Below are 14,019 nucleotides of genomic sequence, written 5' to 3' on the forward strand. Positions count from 1 at the left end.
GTTACAAAGCTATTGAAGAAGAAGATGATGATGATGAATTAGATGAACTATTTGAAGATCATGATCCCCAAAATAATCATCAAAGCCGTCATTATTGGGAATCAGAAAGAGATTCAGAATCTCCTGCTGTAGGGAGAACAGATGAGTCCAGAAAAATTCGACAGACGTTTTTGCGGTTAGCGGAAATCTTTCACCCTGATAAGGTTAAAGATAATGAAACGCAAATGTCTCATACAGAAATTATGAAGGAGATTAATAAAGCTTACCAAGAAGGAGATTTAGCGAGACTGTTAGAAATTGAACGGAAGTATGAAGTAGGTGAATCAATTGATAATAATAGTGAAGATGATTTAACCCGCAGATGTAAAAATATAGAACAACAAAATGAAATTCTCAAAACTCAATATGAGAACTTGAAACGGGAACTACGTCTAGCTAAAAATACTCCCGAAGGAACGATGGTTGCAGATTATAAAAAAGCGGCTAAACAAGGTATTGATGCTGTTGAAATGATGATAGAAACCATAGAATCTCAAACTAAGATTGTTGTTGAAATTCGTGATTTTGTCAAGGATTTTAAGGATAAAAAGATCAGTATCAAAGAATTCCTCGCGGGGCCAAAGAGTCTCCGTTCTATGCAAGAGGAGATGATGGAAGAATTAATGGAGAGAATGATGGAAGAATTTGGGGATATGATGAACTTTAATTAGTAGCTGGGTTTTTTAATGGCGAATTACCTGATGTTTTTGTATAAATAGGTTGGCGTTAAAATTTGATGCTATTATTATCAATAATTAGTAGCTCACAATGTCTTGCTCTGTAGAAATAATGAGGTAATATGACAACACAGGTTATACTAGGAAATATTAATCCTGCTGTATTAGAAAAATTACAGGGTTTAGCTCAAAGACATAACCGCAGTTTAGAAGATGAAGTCAATATAATTCTAGAAAATTTTGTCCAGGCTGAATTAGTAAATCAAGAATCTGCTAAAGCACAAGCTTGGGCGAAAGTAGATACTGCACGTCAGCGTCATTTAGATAAAACTTTTAGTGACAGTGTTGAACTTTTACGTGAGGATAGAAACCGTTGACTAAGTTTGTAGTAGATGCGAATGTAGGAATTAAATGGGTACTACCAGAAATCCATTCAGAAGCAGCATTACGTTTAAATAAACCAAATTATGAATTATTAGTTCCTGATTTCTTTTTTCCAGAAATTGGGAATATTTTATGGAAGCGTGTACGTCAGGGAGAAATGACTTTAGATGATGCTCAAAATGATTTAGAATCACTTTTAGGATTACCTTTACAAATTTGTTTATCTTCTCCTTTAATGCCCATTGCTTTGGAAATTGCTGTAAGAGTTCAACAGGCTGTTTATGATTGTGTATATTTAGCTTTAGCGGTAAACAACGATTGTAAAATGGCAACGGCTGATGAAAGATTTTATAATTCGCTGTCTAACGATAAACTGTTTAGTTATTTGTGTTGGATAGAAGATTTACCATAAATTTTATAAATAAAATACGTTAATTTGACAAAAGGTATAATTTTAATTGCAATAACATGATTCAACCCCGTAAACAGTTTGCTCAACATTGGTTAAAAAGTGATAAAGCTCTTAACTCCATTGTCCAAGCGGCTAATTGTCAAGAAACTGATAAAGTTTTAGAAATTGGACCCGGTACAGGAATTCTCACTCGTCGGTTATTACCGCTGGTAAAATCTTTACTCGCTGTGGAAATTGACAGGGATTTATGTAAGTTACTTGTGAAACAAATCGGTGAAAAAGAAAATTTTTTACTACTACAAGGGGATTTTCTGACTCTTGATCTACCATCCCAGTTAACAGCATTTACTAATTTCCAAAACCAGAATAAAGTTGTTGCGAATATTCCTTATAATATTACAGGACCCATTATTGAAAAGTTACTTGGGACTATTTCCCATCCCAATCCAGAACCTTTTGAGGCGATTGTTTTGTTGGTACAGAAGGAAGTAGCAGAAAGATTATATGCTAAACCAGGTTCTCGAAGTTTTGGGGCATTATCGGTACGAGTACAATATTTAGCAGATTGTGATTTTATTTGTACAGTTCCCGCGGCTGCATTTCAACCACCACCAAAGGTAGATTCGGCTGTGGTGCGGTTGCGTCCTAAAGAAATAGAAATTCCAGCTAATGATCCTAAAAGGTTAGAAACTTTAGTTAAATTGGGATTTGGGGCAAAACGAAAATGTTAAGAAATAATTTGCAATCGGTCATCGATCGCGATCGCTTGACTCAAATACTGGAACAATTAGAAATAAATCCCCAAGTCCGTGCCGAAGACCTCGGTGTTAACCAATGGGTATCATTGGTAAATATGATCGGGAATGAGGAATAGTTTTCTTTACTCTTGCTTACTAAATAACCGTTATGCGTTCCTATAGTTTAATTGCACCTGCCAAAATCAATCTGTATTTGGAAATTATCGGTACTCGTCCTGACGGTTATCATGAGTTAGCGATGATACTCCAAAGTATAGATTTATCTGACCAAATTGATATCCACCCTGCCAGCACAGGAAATATCCGCGTCTATTGCAATCATCCCCAAGTACCCACAGATAAAACTAATTTAGTTTATAAAGCTGCGGAATTAATGGCGAAGGAATTTCCCAAAGCGTATAGTAATTTTGGCGGTGTTGATATTACCGTGAAAAAAAATATTCCTGTTTCTGCTGGGTTAGCAGGAGGTTCTACCAATGCCGCAGCGGTATTAATGGGAATGGATTTACTTTGGGATTTGGGATTAACTCAGTTAGAATTAGAAGAATTAGGCGCGAGTCTCGGTTCAGATGTACCATTTTGTATTGCTGGGGGAACAGCGATCGCAACTGGTAGAGGTGAACAACTTGCACCTTTACAAAGTTTGGATAATTTACACATAGTATTAGCCAAATATCGTAGTTTGGAAGTTTCTACACCTTGGGCATACAAAACTTATCGGCAACAATTTGGAATTAACTATATTCAAGATACAGAAGGTTTTGCGGCTCGTACTAAGGCATTTCATTCGGAAGAAATGGTCAAAGCTATCTTAAATCAAAATACCGAAAAAATTGCCCAAGAACTACATAATGATTTAGAGAAAGTTGTCTTACCAGCTTATCCCCAAGTATTGCAACTGCGGGAATTATTCGCCAGGCAAACAGGGGTTTTAGGAACAATGATGTCAGGTTCTGGTCCTTCGGTATTTGCCATTGTTGAATCTCAAGCTCAAGCAGAAATAGTCAAGCAGCAGATACGAGAAGCTATTCCTGATCAAGATTTAGAATTGTTTGTAACACGAACAATTAAACATGGGATTAAAATAGCCTAATTACAAAAAAAAGAAACAAAAGGCGACTAGAAGTCACGGCTACACAGACAAAACCCACATCCGTGGGTTAATAAATTTCTGATTTTTTTATTAGTCCACGAAGGTGGACTTTGCTTGTATAGTAGTGACTTATAGTCGCCCCATACTTCATTTTTAAATGTTATGAACGAACCAAAAGAAACGCTATCAGCCAATGATTCTAATCAATCATCACCCACGCCCTTACGCTGTATAACTGGGGCGGTAATGTCAGGAGGATTTGCCTTTGCGGCCTATTCTCTCATGATCTCAATTGCCACAACTTTTGCTAATAAACCCATCCATTCCGATAACCAAATGGTAGTAAATATTGGTTCGGCTGTACGTACCTTAGTAGTAGGTGTAGTAGCTTTAGGAATGGGAATATTTGGGATAGTTACTTTGGGTTTATTAGCCTTAGCAGTACAACTTGTAATCCAGCAATTAAGCAATCCTAAAAGTAGTTAATTTTAGCGAATAGGTAAGAGGTTTTTAATTGTTAATTTCTGCCTACAGCTACAGGTTTTACTAATGGTGAGCGATTTTTAATAAATTGCAACTTTGTCGTTGTTGAATCTGAAGTTACCTGATGTTTTTTTCGCCAATTTTTGGGAGATAAACCATGATGTTGGCGAAACTGTCGGGAAAAATGACACGCATTTTGATAACCTAAATTAGCAGCAATTTCCTCAATTGTCTGATTAGTATTTTTCAGTAAAGGAAGGGCAGCTACCATCCGTCTTTTGACAATCCAAACATTAATTGGTTCTCCTGTTTGTTTAGCAACTTGGTTAGTTAGATATGCAGGAGAATAACCCACCGCTTCCGCAACATCAGAAGAGGTAATTCCTTCTTGATAATGAGCTTCAATATAATCAAACACCTTTTTTAGATTGGGAAAAGTAGGAAAAATTGACTGAGTATTTACCGACATATTTGGAAATTCTGTGAATTGAGGGGAATTGGTAGTATACCAATATCTAAAAAGAGCTTGTTTTTGTAATCTAATAGCGATCGCTCGCAATAACTCATCCCTTGTTGCAGGTTTAGTTAAATAATCATCTGCACCCAATTCCATGGCTTTTCGCAAAGATGTTTTTGTATTAATAGCAGTTAAAAAGATGAAAGGAATAATGGCTGTTAAAGGATCTTCTCGCAGATTACTCAATATAGTATAACCATCTATATCTGGCATCACCAGATCGCAAATTACCAAATCAGGTAAGTATTTTTTCGTTAATTGTAGTCCAATAATACCATTTTCTGCACATAAAGTATGATAGCCCTCAGCCTGAAGATAATCACAAATAAGATTGCGGTTAACAACGTCATTATCAATGACGATAATTTTTTTTGATGCTGCGTACATAGTTATTCCAATCACTAAATTTTAGAGTTTTTAACCATAACTAAAACTTGTACCGAGGAACTCATCAATCTAGATATAACTTGAGTAATAGGAAACACAAAATTAGAGAAAATACCTAATAAAATCTTGATAATTGATATGATCCCCATCAAGAATTAATCCTTGGTAGCTTCATATTTAAGTTTGAATAAATTTGATTTTAACAATAAAAAGTAAAACCTTTTCATTTAGTTGCATGACAACAATAATTATTATTTTGATTGTCTGCTAATTTACTCACCCTGAAATTTGAATGCCAAACCATAAAATAGCGATATTGTCAATTAATATTTGTAGAGATTTTTGGGTTGTGAAACTTGATAAATAGGTAAATTATGAATTATTTATCTAATTCCACTATATTTCCTCTTATTTGGATTGAACTACGAAAGAATATAGACAGTCATCTGTCAGGAGGAAGATATTTTTTCCTAAAATTAACCCATAATTATTTAACATCCATCTTAGGGAAGATAAATCATTAGAAAAATTTATGTATAACTATCAAAAATAAGCTCTAAATAATAAAGTCAGGGAATAAGGAATAGATAAAAGTTAATAAAAAGTAGTAGAGGGATGATAATTTTACGGATTATCTACTACCAATCACCAATCTCAACAAAATCACTAACAACCGGATTACACAAGAAAATTAACCTAAATATTCATAGATATACTATATAATTCTTGGCGATAAATAGGCACTTAAAAAATAGAGGTGCTGACAGTTAATAGAATGTAAAAATAATAAGAGCGAAAAAATCATCAAATCAATCAAAAAATAATTCATGTATTGGATGGATAACTTTAGGTAGTCTTTAAAAAGAAGCCTTTTTTGATGACTGAATCAGAAAAATCATTAAATAATTTTTAGCTGAGAAATAGGGATACAAATCATGAGTCAAAATCTTACAGGGTATAGTGCATCCATTAATAAAAAAATTAAAGCTGAACAAATAGAACAAATAATCAAAGCGATTATCTCAGGAAAATACTCTTGGGCTTGTGTGTTAGTTTTACAATTTTCTGGTTATAACCCAATAGACTATATTCCATATCGTACTTATATCAGATTGCTGAAAACTAACTGCTTACTTGGTAATACTCAGGAAAATCAGCCAAATGTAAAAAAAGTTGACAGGTTTGATGTCAAATCAAAATGGGTGCGTTTTTGAAGATGAATATGTTGAAATTTTCGTCTAAAACCAGAAAGATGAAACTTCTTAAATAATAATTCATCACCATTAAGTAAGTAGAGGAGAATAAATCAAAGTAGATTAAGTAATGTAAAAATATGGAGATGATTTGGTAGGGCTACCCTGCGGGAACGCTACGCGAACAGCCCTTAGATTAGGACTAAAGTCCTCTCTACGAGACGCTGCGCTAACACTACAAACTTTGAATTATGCAGATTTTATGATTTACCCAATTACAATTTATAATCCTCAAATGCAAGCAATGCTCAAAGAAATTGTGTGGCAAAAAAAACTAGAAGTTGCTCAAATGCAACAAGATATGTCTTGGGCTTCTTTGCAACGTCAGTTAACCGCTGCTCCTACTGTACGGGATTTTTTCACAGCTTTGCAACAGAGTATTTATAAACCTAGTTTAATTGCCGAAGTGAGAAAAACATCACTTTATCAAAAAGTAATTAGACCAGATTTTGAACCAGTTGCTATTGCTCAAGCCTATAAACGTGGAGGTGCATCTTGTTTATCTGTTGTTACTGATCAAAAGTTTTTTCAAGGTGGTTTTGATCATTTGCGGGCGATTAGATATCGGGTAGCATTACCTCTACTTTGCAAAGATTTTATCATTGATCCTTGCCAAATTTATTTAGCACGTTCGGCTGGTGCAGACGCAATATTATTAATTGCTGCTATTCTTACAGATAAAGAATTACAAAACTTTCTACGAGTGATTCACTACTTAGGAATGAATGCTATCATCCAAGTTAATAACTTAACTGATTTGGATAGAGTGCTGGAATTAGAAGATGTCCGCATAGTTTCCATTAATAACCAGAGTTTAATTGATATTGACATCAATATTAATATCACTCAGCAATTATTAACAGCTAGGCGATCGCAATTACAAAAGTTAGGAATTATAGTTACCAGTGAATCGGGAATAGAAACTTCTGATGATTTATCTCTACTTGCTGATGCTGGTGTTCAAACAGTGATTATGGGAGAATCTTTACTTAAAGAAAGCGATTTAGAAGTAGCTGTGCGGAATTTACTCCAATCCAAATTTCCCATTCATCATTAATAACTTGTAGGAAGTAGGTATTGATATAATTAAAAACCTGTCTTCGTGAAAATGGGGGTTAAGCACTTTTCAAAATTCGAGATTATTCCACCTTCTTCACTACTTCTATAACAAAGGTTTCCACCAATCACGATTACTAAGATACCATTCCACCGTTAAACGTAAACCTTCAGTAATTGTCACAGATGGAGTCCAACCTAATTCGGTTTTCAGCTTATTAGCATTAATTGCATATCTTCGATCATGTCCAGGTCTATCCTTAACAAAAGTAATTAATTTTTCTGCTGGATATACTGGTAAATCTGATGCTAATTCATTCATAATTTGACATAAATTTTGGACGAGGCTGATATTTTCAACTTCGTTATTCCCACCAATATTATAATTTTCACCTGGTTTTCCTTGATGGATTACCACATCTAAAGCCCGACAGTGATCACCTACATACAGCCAATCTCTAACATTTTTACCATCACCATAAACAGGTAATTCTTTACCAGTTAAAATATTAATACACATCAAAGGAATTAGCTTTTCGGGAAATTGAAAAGCACCATAATTATTTGAGCAATTGGTGATAATTGTCGGTAAATTATAAGTATGATAATAAGCCCGAACTAAATGATCACTTCCAGCTTTCGAGGCTGAATAGGGACTATTAGGACTATATGCTGTAGTTTCCGAAAATGCTGGTGCATCTGGAGTGAGACTACCATAAACTTCATCTGTAGAAACATGAAGAAATAGATAATTACTAGGTTGTGCTTTTGCTTCCCAACGTTGACGAAAAGCTTCTAAAAGAGTAAAAGTTCCTACTACATTAGTTTGGACAAACGCAGCAGGTCCAGTAATTGAACGATCAACATGAGATTCCGCAGCAAAATGAGCTATGGTATCTATATTTTCTGTTAAAAGTAAATTATCAACTAAAGAGCGATCGCTTATGTCTCCCTGGACAAATCGAAAATTCTCTCTTTCTGCAACCGAGGCTAAATTATGACGATTTCCAGCATAGGTAAGAGCATCCAATACCACTAAGCGATCGTTTGGATAAGTCTGACACCAATGGTGGACAAAATTCGCACCAATAAACCCAGCCCCTCCAGTTACCAATAATCTTCTATTCATTAAAATTACCTAATTACCCTGTAAATATTTCTTCTTAATTTTAGCAAAAATTCTCTGTGTCAATAATTTTGCTAACCGAATTTTTGTAAAATCTGGAATTTGAGCCGAATAATTATTTTTATGATCAAAGAAATCATTGATATCTGCTAAAATTACCCGTAAACGGTGAATAATATTCTCAGTTCTATACTCTGCTAACACAGTTTCCGATAAAGTTAGTGGTGCTGAAGATTCTAAAACTTTTAAAATCCGTTCTAAGTCAAATTCCAAAGCATACCCAGCAATTTTATAACAATTAAATCCCGGATCTAAATAATCAGACAATCCCCCATTCACACTAGAAAAAACCTGACAACCACAAGCTAAAGCTTCCATTGGTTGTAAACCAAATCCTTCGCTAACTCCTTGTAACTTCCAATATTCCCCAGAGTCATAAAGATAAACTTTAGCACGATTAAATAAAGCTGGTAAATCTTCCACATAACTATCAACAACTAATACCTTACATTTTTTTTCTAAAGCGGGAATTAATGATTTAATTAAATATTCCGAAGATTTCCGCATCTGAACCAAAACATCAATATCCCGATTTTGATGTAAATTAGTAAATCCATCACTAATTTGATTTGGTAAATAATAAATTAGAGAATTTGGTGATTGTTGTCCCCAATAACCTAGAGTATTTCTGCTAACGGTAATTATGGGAATATTCGCTGGTAAACTAATTTGATAACCTGCACTATGAGCATGATAAATCACATGATAGTTTTGTAACTTAGCCGCCAATTTACCAACATCAAAACCCCAGCTAATCACAAAAATCACATCATCTAGTTTTTTGTCCTTTAATAAATCATCTAAAAACAACTTATCTGATTCTCGTTGACGATAAGTAACCACCACAGCATCACAAATTTGTTGAGCTAAATCAACAGTTTTCAACTCCGCCCAAAGACCACCACAAGCAAACTTACCATTTGTTCCAGGAACTAAAAAATAAAGTTTTCTCATAATACTAAATATCTACTTTTTACCGTTATTAATTTTCTTCCTTCTTCCTTCTTCCTTTGTGTTCTTCGTTCCTTCGTGGTTCATTAACTCCTGATTCATTAACTCCTATTCTTCCCAACATACCCTAACAAAATGACTTTCCCTGCCCCAAAAATCACGAGTAATAGTAATATTCTCAACAGCCAAATTAAAAGGAATAGAAGTTGTAATATAACGCTGAGTGAGCATACCTAAATCCGGAGCAATTTCCGCCGCTGCTGTGGCTGCTAAACCTAAACCAATCAGTTGTTCAACAGGTCGAAATGGTAAGATAAAAGGCACACTAACAGCCAATCCAGCCATTAATAACATAGCTACAGATAAATTTGTGCCACAACGGGGATGTACCGCCAAATCCCATTCTCCAGTAGTAAGACGATGTTGAGCTAATGTTACAGCCCGTCGCAAATCACTAATATTTACATCACCATAGAGAAAAAATCCTTGTTCAGTAGACAAACCACCCAATAATTCATCATCTAATTGCATATTAGTGGTTGTTCCTGGTGGTGAATAGGGGTTTTTATTTTCCCCCAATAACCAAACAGTGGCGTGTTCTAAAGCATGAACTTGACGTAACATGAGGATTTCTTTCAACCCAGGGACAAAAGATAGCTGTTGGAGTAAATCAGCATCTTGGCTGGGGTGAGGGGCGAAAAAATCAAAGCTAAAAGGAGAAGAGTCACCAGAATAAGTAGCATTATTCATCTGTTTTCTTTTGACAACTAATTTTTTTATTGATGTTTTTCAACCACGGCAATAACTGAAAATTTCTATATTTTCCCAATTCCTAATTCCCAATCCCCAGTTCCCAATTTCTATTTAACGCCTAACAATTCCACGTCAAAAAGTAAAGTAGAGTAGGGGGGAATTACACCACCAGCACCACGCGCACCATAACCTAATTCTGAAGGGATAATTAATTGACGACGGCCACCTACTTTCATAGTGCTTAGTCCTTCGTCCCAACCTTTAATTACTTGTCCTATGCCGATTTTAAAGCTAAATGGTTGACCGCGATCGCGTGAACTATCAAATTTAGTCCCATCTTCTAAAGTACCGACGTAGTGAACTTCAACGGTTTGTCCAGATTTGGGAGTATCACCTGTTCCCTCTACTAGTTCCACATATTTTAGTCCAGAGGGGGTAGTAACAGTATTGGCTTCAGACATAGTATTGCTCGCTATTAGAGTATTGTTTTCTTGAATGACAGTGGTAGCTAGTTGTGTTTGGGTTAATTGAGTTGCTATTGCAGTATTTTGTTTCCCGCTAATTTGGGTAAATACTAAAATGCCAACACACACCAGCATGAACGCTACGCTGAGGAAAATTCCTTTCAAATTCAGCCCTCTCTGTTTCAATTATTGGTAATCAGATTACTGACAGAACACAAATTAGTTTAAATCAGAAATGACATTTTAGCGCCACAGTTTATTTTCTAAATCCCTGACTTGTCGCTCTAAACGGTCAATTCTCCCTCGTAATTCGTCTACTTCCGACTGACGTGCAACTCCCAAATCCTGCATCATATTTCGCATTTGTCGTTGCATTTGTTCGTCCCAATTGCCTTGTTCAGATTGTAACTGAGTTACAAGATCATCCATGACTGCTTTAGCTTGATCAGGATTGAGCTTACCGTCTTTTACCAATTCATCACTGACTTGCTTAAGTTTGTCTGCAACTAAAGAAGTTGTCCCAATACCCAACATCATTAACTGCTGCAACCAGTTGTTATTATCCATATTCCCTACCTCTGTCTTGTTGCTAACTAAAAGCTTTGTAATTCTAGCCTACACATTTATTTTGTCAGTTGTCAGTTGTTCGTTGTTCGTTGGAAATATCTTTTCCTGTCTCCAGCTTTGTATTACACCTCTATCCATCCGTGCATTGGTGCGATCGCTTTAGTAACTAACTCGATGATGTCTGGAGGTGCTTCTGAAAGCATGACGCTAGGATAAACAGCCGTTCCCCATTGAGGATGTACAAGGACATGGCATTTATTTTCAATTGCTGGATATTTCAATAAGGCTTGGGCTACTGCTGTATCATCGTGGGGAACTAAACCAGAATGAGATAGTAATGGATAGCCTGTACGGGGATCTATTAGGTCTGTTAAATATCCGCGATCGCGCAAATTAAATGCCACATCGCAACCAAAACGCATAAATTTTTCTCGCAGCTTTTCTTTTTCTATTTCTGTTTCTATAGTCATTTCCTCTAAAGGATATTGTGATTGCTGCAAGATAATCACTACCCATAAAAACTGTTGCTGTTTCCAGTCTGGTAATATCTGTTCGCAATTAGCACAGATATATGGACTGGGAGTATGAATGGATATCTCCACTTCTTGTCCTGTTCTGCCAACTAAATGAATCGGACAGCTAGGTTCTGAAATATAAACTTTGGGATAATACACCACATTTATTCTGTTTATGAAAGTTTTTAAATTTATCTCTGCTAAAAATGATAACTCTTAAATCTACAGATAAATCATCCAATTTTGCGAATAATTAGGTAAGGACAATTATTTACTAAAATATGCCGTGTGTTAAAATCGAACATCAATCAGCTTTTTCTGCCATTCAGAATTATTGTGCGGATGTTCTTCATCATCCTCCCAGTTTTGAGGATTACTCAAGATATATTGTTTAATATTACTTAAATGCTCTTCACTCCTAATGACCGATTCATAATAATTACGTTGCCAAAAAGAAACATCAGAATCATAACGAATTAAATTAACGCGCCGAGTCACAGAGCATTTAAATCCATTAATAAATGAACCCAAAGAACGAGACTGTAAACCCTCTTGGTTGAATCCCTGAATGCAATAGCTTCGCTCGCTGTAGGCATCTCCCTTCCCTTGATCTTGATCTTTAATCCAAACAATTCCATGTAAATGATTAGGCATTAAAACCCATTCATCCAATTCAATCTCTTGCCGAATTTCTGATGATTTTAACCATTCTTGAACAACTATTTGGCCAATTTGATTTAGCTGTATTTCACCCTGTTTAACATCACCAAACCAGCATTGTTTCTGATAAGTACAAATCGTCACAAAATAAGCTCCAGCTTGAGCATAATTGTAATCAGTAAGCCGAATTGAACGGCGGTGATGTTTTTCGGGATCAAACGTCATAACCAAATCAATAATTTAATTTCGTAGGGGCTTACGGTGTAAGCCCTCTTAATTCACGATTACATACATATAAGGGAAAGAAGTGATATGAGACAGACATAATATGGTTGATTTCGTAGGGGCTTACGGTGTAAGCCCTCTTAATTCACGATTACATACATATACAAGAAAGGCGTGATATGGGACAGACATAATATGGAAGGGCGCAGGCCCTGCGCCCCTACGTGCGAAATGTATTATGGTTTAACCGCTGGTTAGTTGTTTGATATGCGCTGGGAATCTGGCATTTTGTAGTGCTTGTACTGCTGTTCCTGAATCTTGTACCCAAAACTGTCTACCAAAGCGGACAATTTCTCGGTGATTTCCGGCTTGAACAACCCCAATTACTGGTATTCGTGATTTATCTTTATCCCCAGCCTGTGTTTTAAGAATAGTATTTAAACGATGTTGTTCTTCAATTGTCCCGGCTTGTTGTGGACTAAGTTCCACTAAAATCATTTTTACTGTTTCTACAGTTTCGGCATCTTCAAGAATAAATTGAGTTTGATCATCACGGCGATCTACCTTACCCCAAATAATCAATCTAGCATCAACTTCTAGTAGAGAACTAATCCGCTCGTATGTTTTAGGAAAAACGACAGCTTCTGACGCAGCAGATAAATCTTCAACTTGCAAAATTGCCATAGAGTCGCCTTTTTTTGTGACAACCTTTTTGACATTATTCAACATTACCACGGCACAAAGTAGGGAATCATCTTTTTGTTCTCCTAGTTGTGCGAGGTTAATAGGTGCAAGGACTGAAGATGATTGTCTAATAGATTTGAGAGGATGATCTGATAAATAAAATCCTAATAATTCTTTTTCCATCCGTAATTTTTCTTGAGGTGGTAAATCATTGACAGGAGGAGCTTTCGGTGCAGATTCAAAAGCGTTCTTTTGGGGTTGGTTATTGTTATCTGCAAATCCACTTCCTAATAAATCAAAGATGTTTCCTTGTCCACTGGCTTTATCTCTAGCTCTAGATTGCGCCCACTCATAAACTAATTCTGAATCATGAATTAATTGGTTGCGGTTAGGTTCAATTTTATCAAACGCTCCACAGTTAATTAGTGATTCTATAGTTCGCCGATTCATCGCTCGTAAATCAACGCGATCGCAAAAATCCGCCAGAGATTTAAATGGGACTAATTCTCCTGATTCTTCCCTAGCTTCTAAAATTGAGGCGATCGCATTTTGTCCCACATTCCGCACCGCCGAAAATCCAAATAAAATCTTCCCATCTACCGGAGTAAAATCTAAACCAGAGCGATTAACATCTGGTGCATCAATCACAATACCCATATTAGAGCAATTATCAAGATACTTCCGCACTTTGTCAGTATCCCCACTGTTAGCGGTTAATAACGCCGCCATATATTCCAATGGGTAATTTGCTTTTAAATATGATGTTTGATAAGTTACGTAAGCGTAAGCTGTAGAGTGAGATTTATTAAAACAATTAGAAGCAATAAAACCATTTTTAATCACAAAATTATGGTCACTTTCCACACCAATATCATAAACATTGGCTTGACCCACATAAGTACGAGAAACTATTTTAACCATATTATTTAGCTCTTTGTAAATTTGTTTATTGATA

The 14,019-nt window shown here is 35.8% G+C and carries 16 protein-coding genes and 1 pseudogene; 8 read left to right on the forward strand and 9 right to left on the reverse strand.

The features are described from left to right. The 6 genes and pseudogenes from FJR38_RS03470 to FJR38_RS03495 all read left to right on the forward strand — a co-directional run. A partial coding sequence (locus FJR38_RS03470; RefSeq protein WP_168535412.1) for a J domain-containing protein occupies positions 1–710 on the forward strand: 710 nt, incomplete at its 5' end. A 128-nt stretch (positions 711–838) separates the two neighbouring features. Next, on the forward strand, positions 839–1,093 hold the full coding sequence (locus FJR38_RS03475; RefSeq protein WP_168496159.1) for a hypothetical protein: 255 nt from the start codon (positions 839–841) through the stop codon (positions 1,091–1,093). Continuing rightward, positions 1,090–1,512, forward strand: coding sequence for a type II toxin-antitoxin system VapC family toxin (locus tag FJR38_RS03480; RefSeq protein WP_168535414.1), 423 nt, complete (start codon positions 1,090–1,092; stop codon positions 1,510–1,512). Before FJR38_RS03475 ends, FJR38_RS03480 begins: the two co-directional genes overlap by 4 nt. A gap of 56 nt (positions 1,513–1,568) precedes the next feature. Then, positions 1,569–2,386: pseudogene (rsmA, locus tag FJR38_RS03485) on the forward strand (16S rRNA (adenine(1518)-N(6)/adenine(1519)-N(6))-dimethyltransferase RsmA). Positions 2,387–2,418: 32 nt separating this feature from the next. Then, positions 2,419–3,363, forward strand: a complete 945-nt coding sequence (ispE, locus tag FJR38_RS03490) for a 4-(cytidine 5'-diphospho)-2-C-methyl-D-erythritol kinase (protein ID WP_168535416.1) — start codon at positions 2,419–2,421, stop codon at positions 3,361–3,363. A gap of 162 nt (positions 3,364–3,525) precedes the next feature. Continuing rightward, positions 3,526–3,849 carry a DUF3082 domain-containing protein gene (locus FJR38_RS03495; protein ID WP_168535418.1) on the forward strand — a complete coding sequence of 108 codons (324 nt, stop codon included), beginning with the start codon at positions 3,526–3,528 and terminating at the stop codon, positions 3,847–3,849. Between the two features lie 31 nt (positions 3,850–3,880). On the opposite strand, the gene FJR38_RS03500 is transcribed toward FJR38_RS03495, so the two are convergent. Further along, positions 3,881–4,750: a DNA-binding response regulator gene (locus FJR38_RS03500; protein ID WP_168535420.1), complete on the reverse strand. Its 870-nt coding sequence runs from the start codon at positions 4,748–4,750 to the stop codon at positions 3,881–3,883. Positions 4,751–5,685: 935 nt separating this feature from the next. Here FJR38_RS03500 and FJR38_RS03505 point away from each other — a divergent pair. Together FJR38_RS03505 and FJR38_RS03510 are read left to right on the forward strand one after the other, a co-directional pair. After that, entirely contained in the window at positions 5,686–5,964 is a 279-nt protein-coding gene (locus FJR38_RS03505; protein WP_168535422.1) for a HetP family heterocyst commitment protein, read from the forward strand. Between the two features lie 241 nt (positions 5,965–6,205). After that, positions 6,206–7,060 (forward strand): indole-3-glycerol phosphate synthase TrpC, encoded by an 855-nt coding sequence (locus FJR38_RS03510; RefSeq protein ID WP_168535424.1) that lies wholly within the window; start codon positions 6,206–6,208, stop codon positions 7,058–7,060. Positions 7,061–7,165: 105 nt separating this feature from the next. On the opposite strand, the gene rfbB is transcribed toward FJR38_RS03510, so the two are convergent. The 8 genes from rfbB to FJR38_RS03550 all read right to left on the reverse strand — a co-directional run bounded on the left by rfbB (position 7,166) and on the right by FJR38_RS03550 (position 13,985). After that, on the reverse strand, positions 7,166–8,188 hold the full coding sequence (gene rfbB, locus FJR38_RS03515; RefSeq protein WP_168535426.1) for a dTDP-glucose 4,6-dehydratase: 1,023 nt from the start codon (positions 8,186–8,188) through the stop codon (positions 7,166–7,168). A 9-nt stretch (positions 8,189–8,197) separates the two neighbouring features. Further along, a complete protein-coding gene (locus tag FJR38_RS03520; RefSeq protein WP_168535428.1) occupies positions 8,198–9,199 on the reverse strand; it encodes a glycosyltransferase in 1,002 nt (333 codons plus the stop codon). A gap of 105 nt (positions 9,200–9,304) precedes the next feature. Beyond that, on the reverse strand, positions 9,305–9,946 hold the full coding sequence (locus tag FJR38_RS03525; RefSeq protein WP_168535430.1) for a DUF6391 domain-containing protein: 642 nt from the start codon (positions 9,944–9,946) through the stop codon (positions 9,305–9,307). A gap of 110 nt (positions 9,947–10,056) precedes the next feature. Then, entirely contained in the window at positions 10,057–10,578 is a 522-nt protein-coding gene (locus FJR38_RS03530; RefSeq protein ID WP_254449331.1) for an FKBP-type peptidyl-prolyl cis-trans isomerase, read from the reverse strand. 78 nt (positions 10,579–10,656) lie between these two features. Then, positions 10,657–10,980: a phasin family protein gene (locus tag FJR38_RS03535; protein ID WP_168496139.1), complete on the reverse strand. Its 324-nt coding sequence runs from the start codon at positions 10,978–10,980 to the stop codon at positions 10,657–10,659. A 122-nt stretch (positions 10,981–11,102) separates the two neighbouring features. Further along, the gene (locus FJR38_RS03540; protein ID WP_168535432.1) at positions 11,103–11,657 is read right to left on the reverse strand and encodes a methylmalonic aciduria and homocystinuria type D protein; all 555 of its coding nucleotides are present in this window, start codon (positions 11,655–11,657) and stop codon (positions 11,103–11,105) included. 129 nt (positions 11,658–11,786) lie between these two features. Next, positions 11,787–12,380 carry a transposase gene (locus FJR38_RS03545; protein WP_168496135.1) on the reverse strand — a complete coding sequence of 198 codons (594 nt, stop codon included), beginning with the start codon at positions 12,378–12,380 and terminating at the stop codon, positions 11,787–11,789. A gap of 243 nt (positions 12,381–12,623) precedes the next feature. Beyond that, a complete protein-coding gene (locus FJR38_RS03550; protein WP_168496133.1) occupies positions 12,624–13,985 on the reverse strand; it encodes an OB-fold nucleic acid binding domain-containing protein in 1,362 nt (453 codons plus the stop codon). Between the last annotated feature and the right edge of the window lie 34 nt (positions 13,986–14,019).

The organism is Anabaena sp. UHCC 0253, from assembly GCF_009712085.1.
Lineage (GTDB): Bacteria > Cyanobacteriota > Cyanobacteriia > Cyanobacteriales > Nostocaceae > Dolichospermum.

Bases quoted from the DNA above. Each gene is read 5' to 3' on its own strand.
- FJR38_RS03500 (WP_168535420.1), bottom strand. From the start codon at position 4,750: ATGTACGCAGCATCAAAAAAAATTATCGTCATTGATAATGACGTTGTT.
- FJR38_RS03505 (WP_168535422.1), top strand. From the start codon at position 5,686: ATGAGTCAAAATCTTACAGGGTATAGTGCATCCATTAATAAAAAAATT.
- ispE (WP_168535416.1), top strand. From the start codon at position 2,419: ATGCGTTCCTATAGTTTAATTGCACCTGCCAAAATCAATCTGTATTTG.
- rfbB (WP_168535426.1), bottom strand. From the start codon at position 8,188: ATGAATAGAAGATTATTGGTAACTGGAGGGGCTGGGTTTATTGGTGCG.
- FJR38_RS03550 (WP_168496133.1), bottom strand. From the start codon at position 13,985: ATGGTTAAAATAGTTTCTCGTACTTATGTGGGTCAAGCCAATGTTTAT.
- FJR38_RS03495 (WP_168535418.1), top strand. From the start codon at position 3,526: ATGAACGAACCAAAAGAAACGCTATCAGCCAATGATTCTAATCAATCA.
- FJR38_RS03535 (WP_168496139.1), bottom strand. From the start codon at position 10,980: ATGGATAATAACAACTGGTTGCAGCAGTTAATGATGTTGGGTATTGGG.
- FJR38_RS03520 (WP_168535428.1), bottom strand. From the start codon at position 9,199: ATGAGAAAACTTTATTTTTTAGTTCCTGGAACAAATGGTAAGTTTGCT.
- FJR38_RS03525 (WP_168535430.1), bottom strand. From the start codon at position 9,946: ATGAATAATGCTACTTATTCTGGTGACTCTTCTCCTTTTAGCTTTGAT.
- FJR38_RS03475 (WP_168496159.1), top strand. From the start codon at position 839: ATGACAACACAGGTTATACTAGGAAATATTAATCCTGCTGTATTAGAA.
- FJR38_RS03545 (WP_168496135.1), bottom strand. From the start codon at position 12,380: ATGACGTTTGATCCCGAAAAACATCACCGCCGTTCAATTCGGCTTACT.
- FJR38_RS03510 (WP_168535424.1), top strand. From the start codon at position 6,206: ATGATTTACCCAATTACAATTTATAATCCTCAAATGCAAGCAATGCTC.